12 protein-coding genes are annotated in these 17261 nt (G+C 42.1%); 10 read left to right on the top strand and 2 right to left on the bottom strand.

Features of this window, described 5'->3' with window-relative positions; all coding sequences use genetic code 11:
* The first annotated feature begins 55 nt into the window (after positions 1 to 55).
* The 3 genes from yghU (at position 56) to AB6T38_RS02235 (ending at position 4273) form a co-directional block, all read left to right on the top strand.
* On the top strand, positions 56 to 913 hold the full coding sequence (gene yghU, locus AB6T38_RS02245; protein WP_372545693.1) for a glutathione-dependent disulfide-bond oxidoreductase: 858 nt from the start codon (positions 56 to 58) through the stop codon (positions 911 to 913).
* A gap of 260 nt (positions 914 to 1173) precedes the next feature.
* Positions 1174 to 1995 (top strand): zinc-dependent peptidase, encoded by an 822-nt coding sequence (locus tag AB6T38_RS02240; RefSeq protein ID WP_372546039.1) that lies wholly within the window; start codon positions 1174 to 1176, stop codon positions 1993 to 1995.
* Between the two features lie 472 nt (positions 1996 to 2467).
* On the top strand, positions 2468 to 4273 hold the full coding sequence (locus AB6T38_RS02235) for a diguanylate cyclase domain-containing protein (RefSeq protein WP_372545692.1): 1806 nt from the start codon (positions 2468 to 2470) through the stop codon (positions 4271 to 4273).
* A gap of 51 nt (positions 4274 to 4324) precedes the next feature.
* Here AB6T38_RS02235 and AB6T38_RS02230 read toward each other — a convergent pair whose 3' ends face one another.
* Entirely contained in the window at positions 4325 to 6091 is a 1767-nt protein-coding gene (locus AB6T38_RS02230; RefSeq protein WP_372545691.1) for a DEAD/DEAH box helicase, read from the bottom strand.
* Positions 6092 to 6303: 212 nt separating this feature from the next.
* On the opposite strand from AB6T38_RS02230, the gene AB6T38_RS02225 reads away from it, so the two are divergent.
* On the top strand, positions 6304 to 7173 hold the full coding sequence (locus AB6T38_RS02225) for an EamA family transporter (protein WP_372545690.1): 870 nt from the start codon (positions 6304 to 6306) through the stop codon (positions 7171 to 7173).
* Between the two features lie 185 nt (positions 7174 to 7358).
* Here the strand turns inward: AB6T38_RS02225 and AB6T38_RS02220 are convergent, their stop codons facing one another.
* Positions 7359 to 7781, bottom strand: a complete 423-nt coding sequence (locus AB6T38_RS02220) for a hypothetical protein (protein WP_372545688.1) — start codon at positions 7779 to 7781, stop codon at positions 7359 to 7361.
* 412 nt (positions 7782 to 8193) lie between these two features.
* Here AB6T38_RS02220 and AB6T38_RS02215 point away from each other — a divergent pair, with 412 nt between their 5' ends.
* The 6 genes from AB6T38_RS02215 to AB6T38_RS02190 all read left to right on the top strand — a co-directional run bounded on the left by AB6T38_RS02215 (position 8194) and on the right by AB6T38_RS02190 (position 17244).
* Positions 8194 to 10533, top strand: coding sequence for a TonB-dependent receptor (locus AB6T38_RS02215; RefSeq protein WP_372546038.1), 2340 nt, complete (start codon positions 8194 to 8196; stop codon positions 10531 to 10533).
* 7 nt (positions 10534 to 10540) lie between these two features.
* The gene (locus AB6T38_RS02210) at positions 10541 to 12682 is read left to right on the top strand and encodes an FAD-dependent oxidoreductase (protein WP_372545686.1); all 2142 of its coding nucleotides are present in this window, start codon (positions 10541 to 10543) and stop codon (positions 12680 to 12682) included.
* Positions 12683 to 12818: 136 nt separating this feature from the next.
* On the top strand, positions 12819 to 13733 hold the full coding sequence (locus tag AB6T38_RS02205; RefSeq protein WP_372545685.1) for a DUF547 domain-containing protein: 915 nt from the start codon (positions 12819 to 12821) through the stop codon (positions 13731 to 13733).
* A gap of 124 nt (positions 13734 to 13857) precedes the next feature.
* The gene (locus tag AB6T38_RS02200; RefSeq protein ID WP_372546037.1) at positions 13858 to 14964 is read left to right on the top strand and encodes an ABC transporter substrate-binding protein; all 1107 of its coding nucleotides are present in this window, start codon (positions 13858 to 13860) and stop codon (positions 14962 to 14964) included.
* Positions 14940 to 16595, top strand: a complete 1656-nt coding sequence (locus AB6T38_RS02195) for an ABC transporter permease subunit (RefSeq protein WP_372545683.1) — start codon at positions 14940 to 14942, stop codon at positions 16593 to 16595. The genes AB6T38_RS02200 and AB6T38_RS02195 overlap by 25 nt, the downstream gene beginning before the upstream one ends.
* Positions 16582 to 17244: an ATP-binding cassette domain-containing protein gene (locus AB6T38_RS02190; protein ID WP_372545682.1), complete on the top strand. Its 663-nt coding sequence runs from the start codon at positions 16582 to 16584 to the stop codon at positions 17242 to 17244. Before AB6T38_RS02195 ends, AB6T38_RS02190 begins: the two co-directional genes overlap by 14 nt.
* Positions 17245 to 17261 lie beyond the last annotated feature (17 nt).

The following is a 17261-nucleotide window of genomic DNA, read 5'->3' as shown; positions in this document are numbered from 1 at the left end:
TAGGGTTTAATTACGCTCCCCGTACATAGCTTAATTTACACTAGGAGTGATAATAATGGATAAACAATATACCCCACCCGATGTTTGGACTCATGACGCTGAAAATGGTGGGAAATGGGCGAGTATTAACCGCCCAGTTTCAGGTGCTACTCACGAAAAAGCGTTACCAGTGGGCAAGCATCCATTGCAGTTATACTCAATGGGCACTCCAAATGGGCAAAAGGTAACCATTATGCTCGAAGAGTTATTGGCATTGGGTAAAGATGCAGAATACGACGCGCATATGATTAAGATCGGTGAAGGTGATCAATTTTCATCTGGTTTTGTGGCCGTTAATCCCAATTCGAAAATTCCAGCCTTGCTAGACCACTCCTTTGAAGAGCCACTGGCGGTATTTGAGTCTGCCTCAATTCTTGTGTATTTGGCAGAAAAGTTTGATGTGTTGTTGCCTAAAGATGTGATTAAGCACACTCAAGTAACAAATTGGTTAATGTGGTTACACGGCTCAGCGCCTTATTTAGGGGGCGGTTTTGGTCACTTCTATAGCTATGCTCCGGAGAAGTTTGAATATCCAATCAATCGCTTCACCATGGAAATCAAACGCCAACTTGACGTGTTAGACAAGCAGTTAGCTAAAAATGAATTTCTCGCTGGTGACGAATTAAGCATTGCAGATATAGCCACATGGCCATGGTACGGCAACCTTGTTTTGGGTAACCTATACGATGCTAAGGATTTTCTGCAAGTTGACGATTACAGCCATGTGCAGCGCTGGGCAAAAGCAATATTAGCCCGCCCTTCAGTGCAACGTGGTCGCATCGTCAATCGTGACTGGGGAGAAGCTTGGGAACACCTTGAAAACCGTCATAGTGCGGAAGATATTGACAAGATTCTAGCCCTCAAACCGACATAAGCTTTAGGTTGATAAAATCAATGATTGAAAAGCCAAACAGCATTTTTGTTGTTTGGCTTTTTAACAAATACCCGCTGAAATCCTCCTCCTAAGAAAGAATCCTCTAGCCCGCAGGCTGGATAATCAACCACCAAAGCGCCAATTTCCCAAGATTAATAGTCAGACATCTGGATAGTTACGATGGATAACGTTTAGCTAATCCTTGAAAAGCATTGAGCCAAGCCCTATTTATCAGTGAAGACAATTTTCCAAAGATCCCCATGCTGCCTATTTTAATACCGATGTTAATTGGTGCTATCATTATTGCCGTCATAATAGGTAAGCCCTATTGGCGTGACTACAAACGAAAAAAAGTCAGCGCGGTGCCCTTTGCCAAGTATTGGCGAAAAATCCTGCTACAAAGAATGCCCTACTTTAGAAAAATGCCTGCGGATTTACAGTTGCAATTAAAACAACACATCCAGATTTTTTTATCCGAAAAAAACTTTGTCGGCTGCAATGGTGTTGTTATTAACGACGAGATTAAAGTGACCATTGCTGCCCAAGCTTGTTTGCTATTACTCAATCGTAAAACCGACTATTACCCGAAATTGCGCACTATCTTGGTTTATCCTCGCGCCTTTGCTAAACAGCAACAAAGTCGCAGTTCGGATGGTGTACATTTCAGTCAGAAGGTCGCCATGTCTGGGGAATCCTGGGGATACGGCAAAATAGTGTTGTCTTGGCAAGATACCATAGATGGTGCGTATGTACCTGACGATGGTCATAATGTGGTGATCCATGAATTTGCCCATCAACTAGACCAAGAAGACGGCTTAGTTGATGGCGCGCCAATCTTGGGAAAAGATCAAAGTTACGCCTGTTGGGCCGACGTTTTCTCAGACCAATTTGAACAACTTAAACATCATGCTCATAGCGGAACACACTCAATTTTTGATTATTATGGAGCGACCAATCCCGCAGAATTTTTTGCCGTATCGAGCGAAGTATTTTTTGAAAAGTCCAAGCAACTCAAACATGAGCATCCCAAACTTTATCAACAACTGAGTTTATTTTATCGGGTAGACCCTAGCCTTTGGTAATCCACTGTGTTTTACCTTTGATAATGAGTTTGTGTTCAAATACATCCCGCTGTTAATAATGCTTGCAGTGTAAATACCTATTTAAATGACAAAGATGCGCGCCCTATTGCTTATCGTCTAAGAGACATTTTATGCATCATTAAGTAAAAACATTCGACTAACGTGTAATATTTTTCTCAGGCAAATTCCGTTAGTCTCCGCCCTTAGTGATTGACATGGTTTTGGTTAGATAAAGGTTGTGTTGTTTATTCATACCTGGGGAGTGAAAATAATGCAGTTAGCCATGTTTTTTTTTGCGGTTAATCCTTATACTTTTAAATAGCGTCGTTTATAATACGCTTAAATAAGATGTTTATTCTTCACCACCAATTAATACTGTCAAGAATCTCTTTATAACGTCATAAGCATATGGAACTAATGTGATAACCAACTAACTAGATAAGTTCCAACTACACAAAGATATTAATTTATAATGAAAATACCAGGCTCTTTGCCACTACGCATTTTAATCATAGTGCCATTTACGTGTTTGCTTATCATTGCGACTGGCGTTTTCGCTGTAGTGTCATACAACAACAACCGTGCTGTTGCTGTGGAGATGGCTCACACTTTCAATGATTTAATTAGTCAACATGTTGAAAGTTATGTAACGAACATGATGGAAATCATGCCTACCTTGGTGTTAAATAACGCTACAGCGCTGAACAAAAGAGTACTTTCTAGCGAAAATCCAATCAGTAACTCACCATGGCTGCTTAGCCAGCTACGCCAATCTGATCAGCTTAACTTTGTTACCTTAGCATTCAATGATGGCCGCTATCTCGCAGCTTCGAGACCACCTTTACGCAGTAACTCCTTAGAAATTGCCACTAATATCAAAAATGATAAGGGACACCTACAGGGTTATCTGGTAAATGATAAAGACATGCCCAGTATATTGGCGAAGGATATTGGCCCTTATGATCCCCGCACTCGACCTTTTATGCGATGTGCTATATCCCAACCACAAACACCATGCTGGGGCAACGTGTACCAGTATCTTGAAAGCAAAAAATATGCGATAAGTTTCTCTCAAGCCATAATCAATGATCAAAATGTGCCCGTAGCTGTTGCCGCCGTAGATATGAGTTTAAATAGCCTTAGTAATTACATACGTAAACTCAAATTGAAAAATGAAAGTATTGCGTTTTTGTTTGAGCAAGATGGAACTTTACTGGCATCAACAAACGAAAACTACTTGGTTGCGGACCCTGTAACAAACACGCGTTTCACGTTAGACAATCACCCAAGCAAATTACTAAAAGAGTTGGCCGTATTTTTACAACTCAATTCCCCTGAGCAACTGATTGAATTGCATGGTCGCGATTATATTTTTACATCTAAAGACATTCAGTTAGGTTATGAAAAAGTTTGGAAACTGGCTGTTTTACAACCACTTGATGTGACTATATCAACCATAAAAGGTAAAACTTCAGATACGATTATTCTCATCCTAGCGACTCTATTAGCTATGATTGTCTTAGGAGCTACAGTCACAAAACTTATTGCCAAACCCATTGAAAATATCAGCAATATGGCCTTAGACGGCGCGTTGAACGAATTAGAAAAAGCCCCCTTTCAACAAAGCTTTATACCTGAAGTAAGACACTTGTCTTCGAGCTTGGCGCGTTTAGCCAGATCTCAGATTATTTCTATTTCACAATTAGAGCAACGAGTTGTTGAACGGACAACAGAACTGGAAAAAGCCAATACTCGTTTGTTAGCACTTTCTCAAAAAGATCCCTTAACTGGCATTGCCAATCGACGAGTTTTTGATGAAACCTATGCTCGACAGTGGGCATTAGCGGTGCGTCAGCAGTCTCCTCTATCACTAATTTTGTGTGATGTTGATCACTTCAAAACATTCAATGATAACTATGGCCACCAGCAAGGCGATGATGCCTTAATTAGGGTGGCATCCTGTATTTTGAAGCAGGTTCAACGTCCAACGGATTTGCTTGCTCGTTATGGCGGCGAGGAGTTTATATTAGTATTGCCGCAAACAGATGAAAAAGGCGCACGAGAAATCGCAGAAAAAATTCGCAAAGCGGTGATTGAAGAAAATATTCAACGCGATAACATAAATGGTTATACGTATATTACCCTGAGTGTGGGGTTTGCATCTATAGTTCCCTCCGCAAATGACAATTTAGATAAGTTAATAAGTCAGGCAGATAAACAACTATATATAGCGAAAGAAAATGGCCGCAATCAAAGTCAGCCAAGCCCTAAGGTGTAAAATAACTAAAAACTGCAGAGTCAGTGCTTAACTATCAGTGTGCAGTGCAAGTTAACCAAGCTCATTGGCCTTTCGGTAAGGCCCCTCGTAATCAAATAAACGTTGGCTCACTTGCCAATGATGTTTTTGCATTTTGGCTATCACAAAGTCAGGCACTGGCAGGTAAGGTAAAAACTCCTGTAGTTCTTCAAGCGACTGGAATTGAACTGATTGACTTGCGTTAGCGATTCTTCGTGCAAACAGCTCGTTAAAGGTTTGCCTTGAATTTTTGTAATTAAAACGGAAAGTTTCCGATAACGTGAGGCCGTCTTCGTCGTGATAGGTAATTTTTAAGCACTTATCTGCCCAGATAATCTCAGGGGTAATGGCTGCACAGCGCAGTACTTTATTGTTTTTTAAATTTAACGCTTTTCTTAACGCATCATCGGGATCAATTAATTTCTCTGAGCAGTGCAGGCATTGTCTGGCGGCAATATCGTTTTCTTGGTTACAATAAGGACAGTTTTTGAAACGAAAACGGTAAGTACATTGTGACTCTGCACCTATGCCTTCCGGACTTTCCACCAAGCCTTGGCATCGACGCCCAAAGTGCTCAAGAATATTACCATCAATGTCTTTTCTGCCCCAAAATGCGTTGGCAAACCCGCATTGCGGACAATGGATTTGAACAGCAACTGAATCTTGTGTGGGTTTCTTTTCGCCAATTTCAGGCTGAAAAATATTGTAACCATTGTTAGTGTAATCCAATACTAAGCAGTCCTTTTTCCCAGGACTCAGACGCAAACCGCGACCAACAATTTGTTGAAATAAACTAATGGATTGAGTGGGACGCAAAATAGCAATCACATCCACATGGGGCGCATCAAAACCTGTCGTCAATACAGATACATTCACTAGGTACTTAATTTTTTTGGCTTTGAACGCAGTTATTAGGTCATCACGTTGTTTTAATTTGGTGGTACCGGTGATCAAGGCCGTTTGCTCTGCAGGCAAATAACCGCTGATTTCTTTTGCATGATCAATGGTTGCGGCAAAAATCATCACACCTTGACGGTCTTGGCTAAGCTGCAGTATTTGTTCAGTAATCGCTTGGGTCACCCGTGGGTGTTTGTGGATGAGTTCATTTAAAGCAATATCATCGGTATTTTGTTCACCGTCTAAACTTTCAGTTAACAAACTAAAGTCATAATGGGCAATGGCTGCATCAAAATGAATAGGCGGGGTTAAATAGCCCTTTTTTACCATCTGCTGTAGTGGTAATTCGAAAATACACTTTTTAAAAAAAGAGATAGTACATGGCCGCGTAAAACCGTGGTAATGCTGCTGATAAATCCAACCGCTTCCTAACCGGTAAGGTGTAGCGGTTAAGCCAAGCACCTTTACCCTAGGGTTTAGGGTGCGAAAGTGCGCCAAGGTTTTGTGATATTGCGCGCTTTCGTCCATACCCACTCGGTGGCATTCATCAATAATAATCAGGCTGGCGGGCTCTTGAAACCCGTCTAAGTTAGCATAAAGTGACTGAATACTGGCAAAAACTGTTTTGGCTGTTGTATTTTTTTGGCCTAAGCCCGCCGAAAAAACACCTGCTGGCGACCCCGCGGCAAGAAGTTTCTGATGATTTTGCTCAACTAATTCTTTTACATGAGCAAGGCAAATCACTCGACCTTTTGCCATCCGACTCAACTCTGCAATCACTAAACTTTTACCCGCTCCTGTAGGTAATACAACCACCGCAGGCTCATCACTGTGACGAAAGTGCTTTATGCACGCCTTAACAGCTTGAGTTTGGTAGTCTCGTAATATAAATGCTTGGCTCATGATGTTTAGAATAGTGATTGGGTGAAGGAACTGTAAATATTGCCCATAGAATACCATAGAGCCCAAGGTGTTTTACAAATTATAGATGCCAAGGCCATTCACCTTTTAATTCGACTCAAGCTTGCATTTTAGTGTAATAATTTCTGCCGGTTTTAAGTTACCTCAGGTAGAATGCCAGCACTTCGAACATTGGTTATTTGGACATATTATAGATGCAAATTAATCGTGTAGTGCTGACTGCCGTAAGCTGTGTTTTACTCGCTATGGTAACAATTCAATCTGGCGCGTCTTTAGCAAAACAACTTTTTCCTTTAGTTGGGCCAGATGGCACCACTGCATTGCGTTTAGGTTTTGCAGCTGCGGTACTTTGGTTAGTATTTCGTCCTTGGCGAGCTCTACCTCAGGGGCAAGATTGGCAAAGTATTATTATTTACGGCCTGTGTTTAGGTGGCATGAATATCCTGTTTTACCTCGCTATAGAACGTATTCCTTTGGGGATAGCCGTGGCTCTTGAGTTTACTGGTCCTTTAGCCGTCGCTTTATTTGGGTTTAAACGAAAAAGCGATCTACTTTGGGTTGCTTTTGCCATAGCTGGAATTGTTCTGCTAGTACCTGATTTAGCCAGCGCACAAGGACTGGATCTTACAGGCTCATTAATGGCGTTAGGAGCCGGAGCCTGCTGGGCTGGTTATATCTTGTTTGGCACTCGTACAGGTAAGAAAGCGTCAGGAGGTATTACTGTCGCGTTAGGCATGACAGTAGCCGCTATTGTCATTGTGCCAATTGGAGCGGTAAACCAAGGTTTAGGCTTATTTGCTTGGCAAGTTTTACCCCTTGGCTTATTGGTGGGGATATTATCCAGTGCCTTGCCTTACTCCTTGGAAATGGTCGCTTTGCGAAATATGCAAACACAAACCTTTAGCGTGCTGATGAGTTTAGAGCCGGCGATTGCTGCTTTGGCGGGTTTTGTTATTTTAAGTGAACAACTAAGCTTCTTGCAGTGGACAGCCATTGGTTTGGTTATCATTGCCTCGATAGGCAGTAGTTTAACCCCTAAAAAAGCCGTTGAGATGGGAATGTAAAAGGTTAGATAGAATTTTGTGAGCTGCTGGTGAGTAATCGCTCGGAAGCACAGCCGTTAAAATCAATTATCAACGGCCTTGCGTTCGAATTAAAGCGAAGTCGTCGTATTTTCGACTTCACTTCCTTCGAAAATAAATAACACTGTTACTTTGCTTTAAATAGCAGTGATAATTTAAATCCGAGTTTACCCTAGCTTGGCCAAGGTGAACTTAGTGTCTTCTGTACGCAACAAATATAGCGCGAAACATGCTGCCCACATTGGCCATGCAGCAAAAAACAAGAGATTATTGAAAGCGTCCATATATTGACTCACCGCAGATAAAGTAGAACCGCCGTGAAGCAAGAAAATTAATCCGTAAGTAATACGCTTTTGAACACCGGCTAAAAAAGCGAATACCAAAATAAGTTGAAATACGCCCAACACATAAGCCATGGTTTCACCCATTCCCGCTATAGAATAAAAATGTTCGAAAATCCTAATACTGTGCCCAGGGTTAACGAACTTATCTAATGTCCAAACAAACATAACTAGGAAAACGCCTAGTCGTAGGGATAAAAGAGACCACTGTAGGCGGCTGCGAATTTCGTTAGGAAGAGCTTCACTCATATTAATTCCTTAGTTACACAATTAATTATATTTATTCAACGTCGTTAATCGACGTATTGTTTGACGTAGATGATATTTCAGCCTTTCTAGCGCCGTTTACCTGAGATCAGGAATACCATCAGACCGAGGTTTTTATTTTTTATTTCAGCTTTTTTTAATTCAACAGAACTTTATCGATAAGTCATACATCTTTAGAGACCAACAACATGAAAAGTTATTTGTACAAAATAGATATATCGAAGCCACCTAGCCTATGAACAACACAAAATCATCATTTTTAACTCATGTTAGAAATGATGATTTTTTTATATAAATGAGCACATTTCCAATTATTTGGAGTTAGTATGCAATAAAAATCGAAACCGCTGGGTCTCTTGGCTCAGAGAGATTAAATATAGGAACAGGAATAGTGATTAAATCACAACAGTTATTAGTGGGTGTGAGTTTAGTATTGAGTTACCCCGTAGCAGCCCAAGACAACAATATTGAGCATGTAGTAGTTACTGGCGAGGCGCAACCGGCTATAGTTTTGTCTCCAAAAAACGCAGTCATTGATGGCCCCTTTGGAAAAGACAAAAACTTAACGGAAATTGCCCGTTCTGTATCGTCCATTTCTGCTGATATGCTAGAACAACTGTCCATTGATGATTTGCAAGACGTGCTAACCCTAGTCCCGAACACTTATTCTGCAAGTGGATTTGGTGCTCCTAGCTTGCCCACAATTCGCGGGCAATTAGGTGAATTATTTCAACAAGGCATGCGTCGTCAAGCCGGTAATAATGGTTTTGGGATCCCGCTATCATTTAACAGTGTGGGCCAAATTGACGTAGTAAAAGGTGCTCCTTCGGTCATTTTAGGAAGTAGCCAAAGAAACGGCGGTTTTGTTAATTTAAACAACAAAGTTGCTTCGTTATCTGGCACTGAAATTAAATTCCAAGCCAATGCCGGTAGCTGGCAGCATTACCGTGGTCAGCTAGATGTAAATACCGTCATTGAAGAAGGCAAAAGTGCCCTGCGGGTGAGCGCTGAATATATCGATAATGATAGTTATTATGACTTTAGCAGATTTCAAAGTGAGGATTTATTCGTTACATTTCATCTGCTGCCAGATAGCAAATCAAGTTGGGATATTAGTTTTGAATATTATGATGTGGATTTTACTGACAATGCTGGTATTAACCGACCAACACAAAATTTAATCGATCATGGCCTCTACATTACCGGTCAAGGTGTTCAACCCAATGGTTCGCAAGTACCAGGTGCATTTGCTGTTGTTTCTCCCACCGCTGAGGTGGAGATCCCTCGCAGCACAGTGTTAACCGATCCCGATAACATCAACAATGCACAAACCTTGGTTTTTCATAGCACATACCACCGAGAGTTGAACTCCATCCATAGTTTAACTAATCGCAGTTATTTTCAATATTTAGACCGAGAAGAGATCGCGCAAAACAGTTTTGTTGAGATAATTGACGGCGCTAAAAGTGCGCAAAACCGGCTAGAAATGCATTCAATTTGGCGAGCAGAACAACAGACCACCTGGGGTATAGACATACGCTACAACGATGTTCTGGGTTACAGTCAATTTACCACTGAAGCTGACTTACCCATTGATTTATTGGGTAGCATTGAACAGCGTCGAATTCCATTAACGGACACTCAAAAGGCACGTTTAGTTGAGTTGCGACCTGGTGTATATGTTTCTCCTGGTGCAAATTACGATATAGACGGTGATGGTATCAACGACTTTTCTTTATCTGACACCACAGATTCAACAACATGGCAGACAGGTTTGTTTGTTGAACAGGAAAGTGAATGGAGCAAGCGCTTTAGCACCACTATTGGGGTAAGAGCAGATCACTATGATGTAGAGGCCAGAGACGCCCTTGCACCTCAAGGACAAGTTGCAGCCCAAGACACCTATTCAACTTGGTTATATTCAGGCTCTGCATCTGCCCGCTTTAAGCTCACTGATGCTATGGTCTCATACGCGACTTATAGTTATAACGAAGCAACGTCCAATAGTATGGGCGGCGGCACAGTATTGGGTGCAGACAATAAAATTAATCCACTGAATTTTGCAACCGAAAACACCCTTTACGAGCTGGGTTTGAAATACTCTCCTGCTGGCACCCCCTGGTATGCCGATGCTTCGGTATTTGAACAAACCCGCAGTTTACGCAACCGAGATGGCAGCAATACAGGTATTGTCGCCAAAGGTTTTGAAGCACAGGTATTTTATCAAGGTAGGGCCTTTTGGGCGAATCTTGGCTACAGCTATTTAGATGCTCGCTATGATAACTCTGCCAGTGCACAAGACTCTGAGCAAGTGGCTGACGCCTTTGACAACTCTCGCCCTGATATTATCCAAGGAACTGGCATAGGTGCACCTAACTTTGCCGGTTTCGAGGCCTCAAATCAGCGGGTGCAAGGTATCCCTCAGCAAACAATTTCAGCCAGTCTAGGTTATCAAATTTTCGATAGCTGGGATGTCTCAGGCTCTGCTATTTACAGTAAAAGCTATCCGCTGGACTACTTAGCCACAGTGCTTATACGGGATCAAATCACCTTAAACATTAATACGACTTTAGCGCTGTCTGAGCAATCAAGTTTGCGCTTAGAAGTGCGTAATTTAACCAACGAAACAAATTGGCGCCCGGTGTTTGAGGGTGGCTATTTTGGATCAACTCTCGTTTTCCCTGAACTTCCCCGAAATGTTCAGTTAACCTACACCTATAATTTTAAGGCTTAAATCCAAGATGAACAGTAAACGTTTAATATTGGTCATTGTAATCGCTGCGTTAATCGCCAGCTTTTTTATCTTTGATATTAACCAATACCTCACCCTAGAAAGCTTAAAAAGCAATCAACAATCATTGGCTGGAAACATCGAAGATAACTGGTTAGTTGCATTTTTTGGCTACTTAATTATTTATGCAGTAGCAACGGCTTTAAGTGTACCAGGAGCGGCCATCCTAACCTTAGGCGCAGGTGCTTTATTTGGCTTTGGTTGGGGTTTGTTACTTGCATCATTTGCCTCAAGTATTGGCGCAACTTTAGCCTTCCTAGCTTCACGTTTCTTGTTACGTGACTGGGTGAAAAGTACTTTCTCGAAAAAGCTCAAGTCTATTGATAAAGGAATCGAAAAAGACGGCGCTTTCTATTTATTGAGTCTGCGCTTAGTTCCTATATTCCCTTTCTTTATCATTAACTTAGTAATGGGTGTCACCAGTATTAAAACGTGGACTTACTATTGGGTTAGCCAAGTGGGAATGTTAATTGGTACAGCCGTATACGTGAATGCCGGTACCCAATTGGTTGAAATTAACCAACTGTCTGACATCATTTCTGGCGATTTAATTTTATCCTTTGTGTTGTTAGGTATCTTCCCTATCCTAGCTAAATTTATGCTCAGCGCATTACAACAGCGTCGTGTGTATAAAGGCTGGAAAAAACCAAAAAAATTCGATCGTAATTTGATAGTGATTGGCGCAGGATCTGCTGGGCTAGTTACCGCTTATATTGCTGCTGCAGTTAAGGCTAAGGTTACCTTAGTCGAGCGTCACAAAATGGGTGGCGATTGTTTGAATACCGGTTGTGTCCCCTCTAAGAGCTTGTTACACGCCAGTAAGTTGGCGCATATCCACCGCACTTCTCAAAACGCAGGTGTTACTTATGAGGCACCAAAAGTCGATTTTAAAGCGGTAATGAACAAAGTCCATAGCGTGATTAAATCTATCGAACCCCATGATTCAGTGGAAAGATATGAGTCACTAGGCGTAAATGTGGCCATAGGCGATGCAACTATAGTGTCTCCATGGCAGGTAGATATTCAAACCGAAGACGGGGTGCAATCCCTAACCACTCGGAATATTGTTATCGCTACTGGTGCCCGTGCGTTTGTGCCTGATATTCCAGGGTTAAAAGACATTGATTATTTAACCGCCGACAACCTTTGGGAAATCCAGGAACAACCGAAGCGCTTGATCGTGCTTGGTGGTGGCCCAATTGGTTGTGAGCTCTCTCAAGCATTTGGACGATTAGGAACCCATGTAACCCAAATAGAACGTGGCGAGCAGGTATTAAGTAAAGAAGACCCTGATGCGGCTAAATATTTACAAATTCAGCTTGAAAAAGATGGCATTGATTTACGTCTTAATACCAGTGCAATGGCAGTTGAAACCACCAGCGAAGGCAATGTGTTAGTGGTTGAGTTTGAAGGAAAACAAGAACGTATCCCTTTTGATAAAATACTGGTTGCCGTTGGCCGTCAAGCCAATCTGACAGGTTTCGGTTTAGACAAACTAGGTATTGAAACCGACCGCACTGTTGTTACCAATGACTTTTTACAAACTAAGTATCCGAATATATTGGCTGCCGGTGATGTTGCAGGTCCCTTTCAGTTTACCCACACTGCCAGCCATCAAGCTTGGTATGCAGCCGTTAATGCTTTATTTAGACCCTTTAAAGTCTTTAAGGTTGATTACAGCGTAATTCCTTGGGCAACATTTGCTGAGCCAGAAATTGCCACAGTGGGCCTAAATGAAGTGGCGGCTAAGGAAAAAGGAATTGAAGTGGAAGTGACTCGTTATGATATTGGCGGACTAGACCGAGCATTGGCTGATGATCACGCCCGCGGTTTTGTAAAAGTGTTAACCAAACCAGGCAAAGATAAGATTTTAGGGGCAACTATCGTTGGTGCTAACGCTGGCGAGCTATTAGCCGAGTTCGTGTTGGCCATGAAGCATGGTTTAGGATTAAATAAACTTTTGGGTACTATTCACATTTATCCAACCATGGCTGAAGCCAATAAAAATGTTGCAGGAAACTGGAAGAAAAACAACGCACCTGAAAAGTTATTGGCGTGGGTTGAGCGTTTTCACAGCTGGAATCGTAGCTAATCTATGGCGTGTATAAACAAGCGGTTTTGATGAACTAGGGTAAATGGCAGCTCAAACTGTAAACCAAGTTCATCATAGCCGCTTTTAACTGCTTTTTTTTAGTTATTCCCAAAAATGATATTTAACGGAAATTAATATGTTTAGTTTTTTAAGTAAAATCATAAAAATCGGCAATAAAACCCTTGTGACAAGCGTCCTATTGACCCTTTTAGTATGTTTGAAGTCGCAGGCGGCGGGCGTTGAGGATGTTTTTAATCACCGCTATGACAACTTCAATCAGCTACTGACCCAAGTGGTGAAAGTATCCGATGACAAAAAACAAACTCGTGTAAAATACCAACAACTTGCCAATAATAACGTCGCCTTAGAGGCCGTTTTAAGTACATTTTCTGCTGTCAGTAAAAGTCAGTTTGATGACTGGAGCGAGCCGCAACAATTGAGCTTTTTGATCAATGCATACAACGGTTTCACCTTAAAACTCATTGTTGATAATTGGCATGAGTTCAAACAAGGGGATGCCACATCCATTCGTGACCTAGGATCTTTGTTTAGCTCTCCATGGAAAAAAGAATTTTTTATACTTTTTGGTAAAACACACAACTTGGATGACATTGAGCACGAAATGATTCGAAAATGGTTTAAAGAACCTCGTATTCATGGTGCATTAGTCTGTGCTGCGGTATCCTGCCCTCCTCTGCGAAATGAAGCCTTTAAGGCGGACCAACTAGATGCCCAACTGGATAGTCAAATGCAGCTATTTTTAGCCGATGGGAGCCGCAATGAAATCATCATTGATGGTCAACAAATTGAAGCTTCTCTTTCATCTATTTTTAAGTGGTACCGCGAAGACTTTGAGAAAGGTGATAAAGGATTTAACTCATTGTATGACGTATTAAGTGTTTACAGTGATGCACTAATCCCAAGCCTAAACTCGACTAACCAAGTAGACAGCAGTCACGCCCAGATGCAGAGAAAGATGATCAAAAAAGGCAACTACCCCATCTCCTTTAAAGAGTATGATTGGCGTTTAAATGATGTGGCAAACTTTTAAGGTACCCAAGATAATGTCGGTTAAACATCCTTTGCTTCTGGCCATTGTTATGCTGTTGCTTGTCTCCACAGACGGATGGCCATTAGCCCATAGCCAAGAAGCGCAGCTTGCCAACGCCACTAAAATGGCAAATAGCCCACAATGGCAAAAAACCTTAAATGAAGCCAAAGGAGATACTGTCTATTTTTACGCTTGGGGTGGCTCAAAGCCGGTAAATGATTATTTACGCTGGGCAGCACGAGAAATTGCGAGTCGTTACAAGGTGCGGTTACGCCATGTCAAAGTGGCGGATATCAGTGAAGCCGTCAGTCGCTTAAAAGCCGAGTCGGGTAACAAAAGTGCCATCGACTTACTTTGGATAAACGGTGAGAATTTTAGCTTTTTAAAACAACAAGAATTATTACTCGGAAATTTGTGGACAGGCATTCCCAATGCCGCACTACTGGCAACCCAAGCACTTTCATTAGAAAATGATTTTGGTGTCCCCATTGATGGCTATGAAGTGCCTTGGGGCGTGGGTCAATTTAATATCATTGCCTCTAATAATCTGCTAGTAAATAACAGTCCCCTAGCAACTAACAACCTTGAGACACAAAACCGCAAGGTTACCCCTGAAAGTATTCTGCAAACTGCTAAACAGCATCCTGGACGACTCAGTTATCCGCGACCACCGGAATTCCATGGCACCACATTTTTAAAGCAGCTTTTAGTTGCCCTTAGCGATAACGATGCACGTTTATTTGCATATGCCAGCCCAGAAGCACAGGCAACATTGTTGCCATTGCTGTGGGATTATTTGGACCAATTACATCCTCTAATTTGGCAACAAGGCCGGGCCTTCCCTAGCTCGAATACAGAACAACTTTCACTGGTGCAGCAAAAAACACTTGATTTGACGGTGAGCTTCAATCCCAATCAATTGATTAAAGAACAGAAAGAGCAGCGCTTGCCCTTATCGGCGCAGCGATTGTATTTTAGCCAAGGGGCGATCACGAATAGCCACAACTTGGCGATCCCAAAGGGTGCCCAAAGCCCTGCGGCTGCCAAAGTTGTGATTAACTTCTTGCTTAGTGAGCAAGCTCAGCAACAAAAACTGCAAGGCAGTTGGGGGGATCCTACGGTAATCACTCCGTTATTGGATCCAGCATCAACTTTACCCTCGCAACAAGAATTGCATAGCTCTTGGCAGCAAGTTATTGAAGAACAATGGCAACAAAAATACGGCGCTTAATCCTCATAGCAGGTTGGTTTATTGTTACCTTAGTGGCAGGACTCCCCTTGTTTGGCATCGTTGTCGGATTATGGCCATCGGTAGCAATTTCTTGGAGTGACATTACTCATTTTTTTGCGTATAACGGCTTGGCATCATCTATTTTAAGTACGCTTTTTCTATCTCTATTTGCGCCTTTATTGGCCCTTTACATTGGGTTTATGGTGTACAGTCAATATCGTTTTAACCCTCGCTGGCAAGCGCTGGAAAAACGTCTCGCACCTCTATTATCGTTGCCTCATTTAGCGGTCGCACTGGGTTTAGTCTATCTATTTAGCTCTGGGGGATTATTGTGGTCGTCCCTATGGGGAATATTTGGCACTACTGCGCCAGAATGGTTAGGCTTACCCCATAAAAGTATCGCCACTATGTTACTTGCCATCAGTATCAAAGAAGTGCCCTTTTTCCTATTAATCTTCAGCGCCCTTGGACGTCAATTACCCATTAAACATTGGTTATTACAAGGTAGAGCTCTGGGCTATAGTGAAATGGCGAGTTGGTGGTTATTAGTCTTTCCAGTTTTATTAAAACAATCCCGTTTAGCCTTACTCGCCGCCATGGCGTATTCATTGTCAGTGCTAGACATAAGTGTGTTGGTTGGCCCTAATATCCCAGAACTCTACGCTGTTGTACTCTACAACTGGCAGACAGGTTTTACTGTTGAAGAACAAAGCGTTGCCTTTATTGGTAACCTTGTACTTATTGCCCTGCTAAGCATGTTGATTGCTGGGATTTATTTACATGAGTGGTGGTCGATCACAACATTACGTCGTCACGCAGTAAAACGGACATTTTTAAAAATTGTGCCCATAAGTCGCCTCTTTACCCATTGGCTTGGCTTTTTTAGTCTATTAACCCTTGCCATTTTAGTCACCTTTTTAGTCTGGTCTTTAGGTTGGAATAACCAAGAGGTTGTGCAAAGCTCAAGTGCGATCAATTGGTCTTTTTCCTTATGGCAAGACGAATGGTTTTTTATCCAAGCACCGCTCATCAACAGCATCTACATTGCATTGTGTAGCGCAATTATTGGGGTGTTAACCACCTTATTGGCCTTGGAGCTACAACGTCAAAATAAACACTACCTACCGGATTACATTTGGTTGATGGCTATTCTATTGCCCCAGTTGAGCATGGTTTATGGTTGGCAAATATCCCACACAACAATACATGGTGGATATCATAGTGGCTGGGTGATTATGTCTCACTTGCCTTTCACCTTTGCTTATAGCTATTTAGTGTTACGTGGCCCTTTTCAAAGTTTAGATCGCCGTTATGAATTAGTTGCGGCAAGTTTTGGCTACAACTATTGGCAGCAGTTTTGGAAAATTCGCTTCATGTTATTGCGCCCTGCGCTGTTAAGCGCCCTCGCTATCGCCTTTTCTGTGAGTGTTGCTCAATATATTCCCACCTTAATGATGGGTGCAGGAAGAGTAACCACCATCACCACAGAAGCAGTGGCGATTGCCACAGGAAATGAACAAAGTATCACTGCCATCTACATGTTGGTCCAAGCTGTATTGCCTTTTGTCGCTTTTTTGTTAGCCAGTGTAGTATCACAACGCCTTAGAGGAAGTTTCGATGTTTCGCATTAATAATTGTCAGATTTTCACAGAAAATGGATGCATCGAGCTGCCAGACATATGTCTACAGAATGGGGAGTTGTTAGTGCTAACCGGCCCCAGTGGCATGGGTAAATCGACGTTTTTACATTGGCTTTTAGGGGACACCCTAGAGCATGCAAAAGTCAGTGGTGAAATAATATTAAACGATATTCAGCTCAACCCCCTGAATATTGAGCAGCGCCGTTTAGGCTTGTTGATGCAAGATGTGCATCTATTTCCCCACCTAAGGGTGATAGACAACATTTGTTTCGCCCTGCCTGCGCACGTGAAAAATGAAAAAGATAAAAGCCTAACTCAGCACCAACGTCGTGAACTTGCCCTTAACATGCTAAACGAAATTGATATGGGTTATGTTGCCAACCACTTTGTTGAACAATTAAGTGGTGGCGAGCGCTCACGGGTAGGTTTAGTAAGAGCTTTGGCAAATGAACCTAAGGCTCTGCTTATGGACGAACCTTTTGCTGCACTGGATCCGAATACCAGCGAGCAAGTAAGCCAATGGGCATTTTCTCAGCTCCGAACCAAAGGTGTGCCCAGTATTATGGTCAGCCACGATTTAAATAACATTCCGCCCCAGGCTCAGCATATGGATTTAGCTGATTTTTATCGCAGTCTATAATAATGAAAATAACATAA

It is taken from the genome of Aliiglaciecola sp. SL4 (assembly GCF_041538045.1).
Taxonomy (GTDB): Bacteria; Pseudomonadota; Gammaproteobacteria; order Enterobacterales; family Alteromonadaceae; genus Aliiglaciecola.
This window is presented reverse-complemented; position numbering and strand designations above follow the sequence as displayed.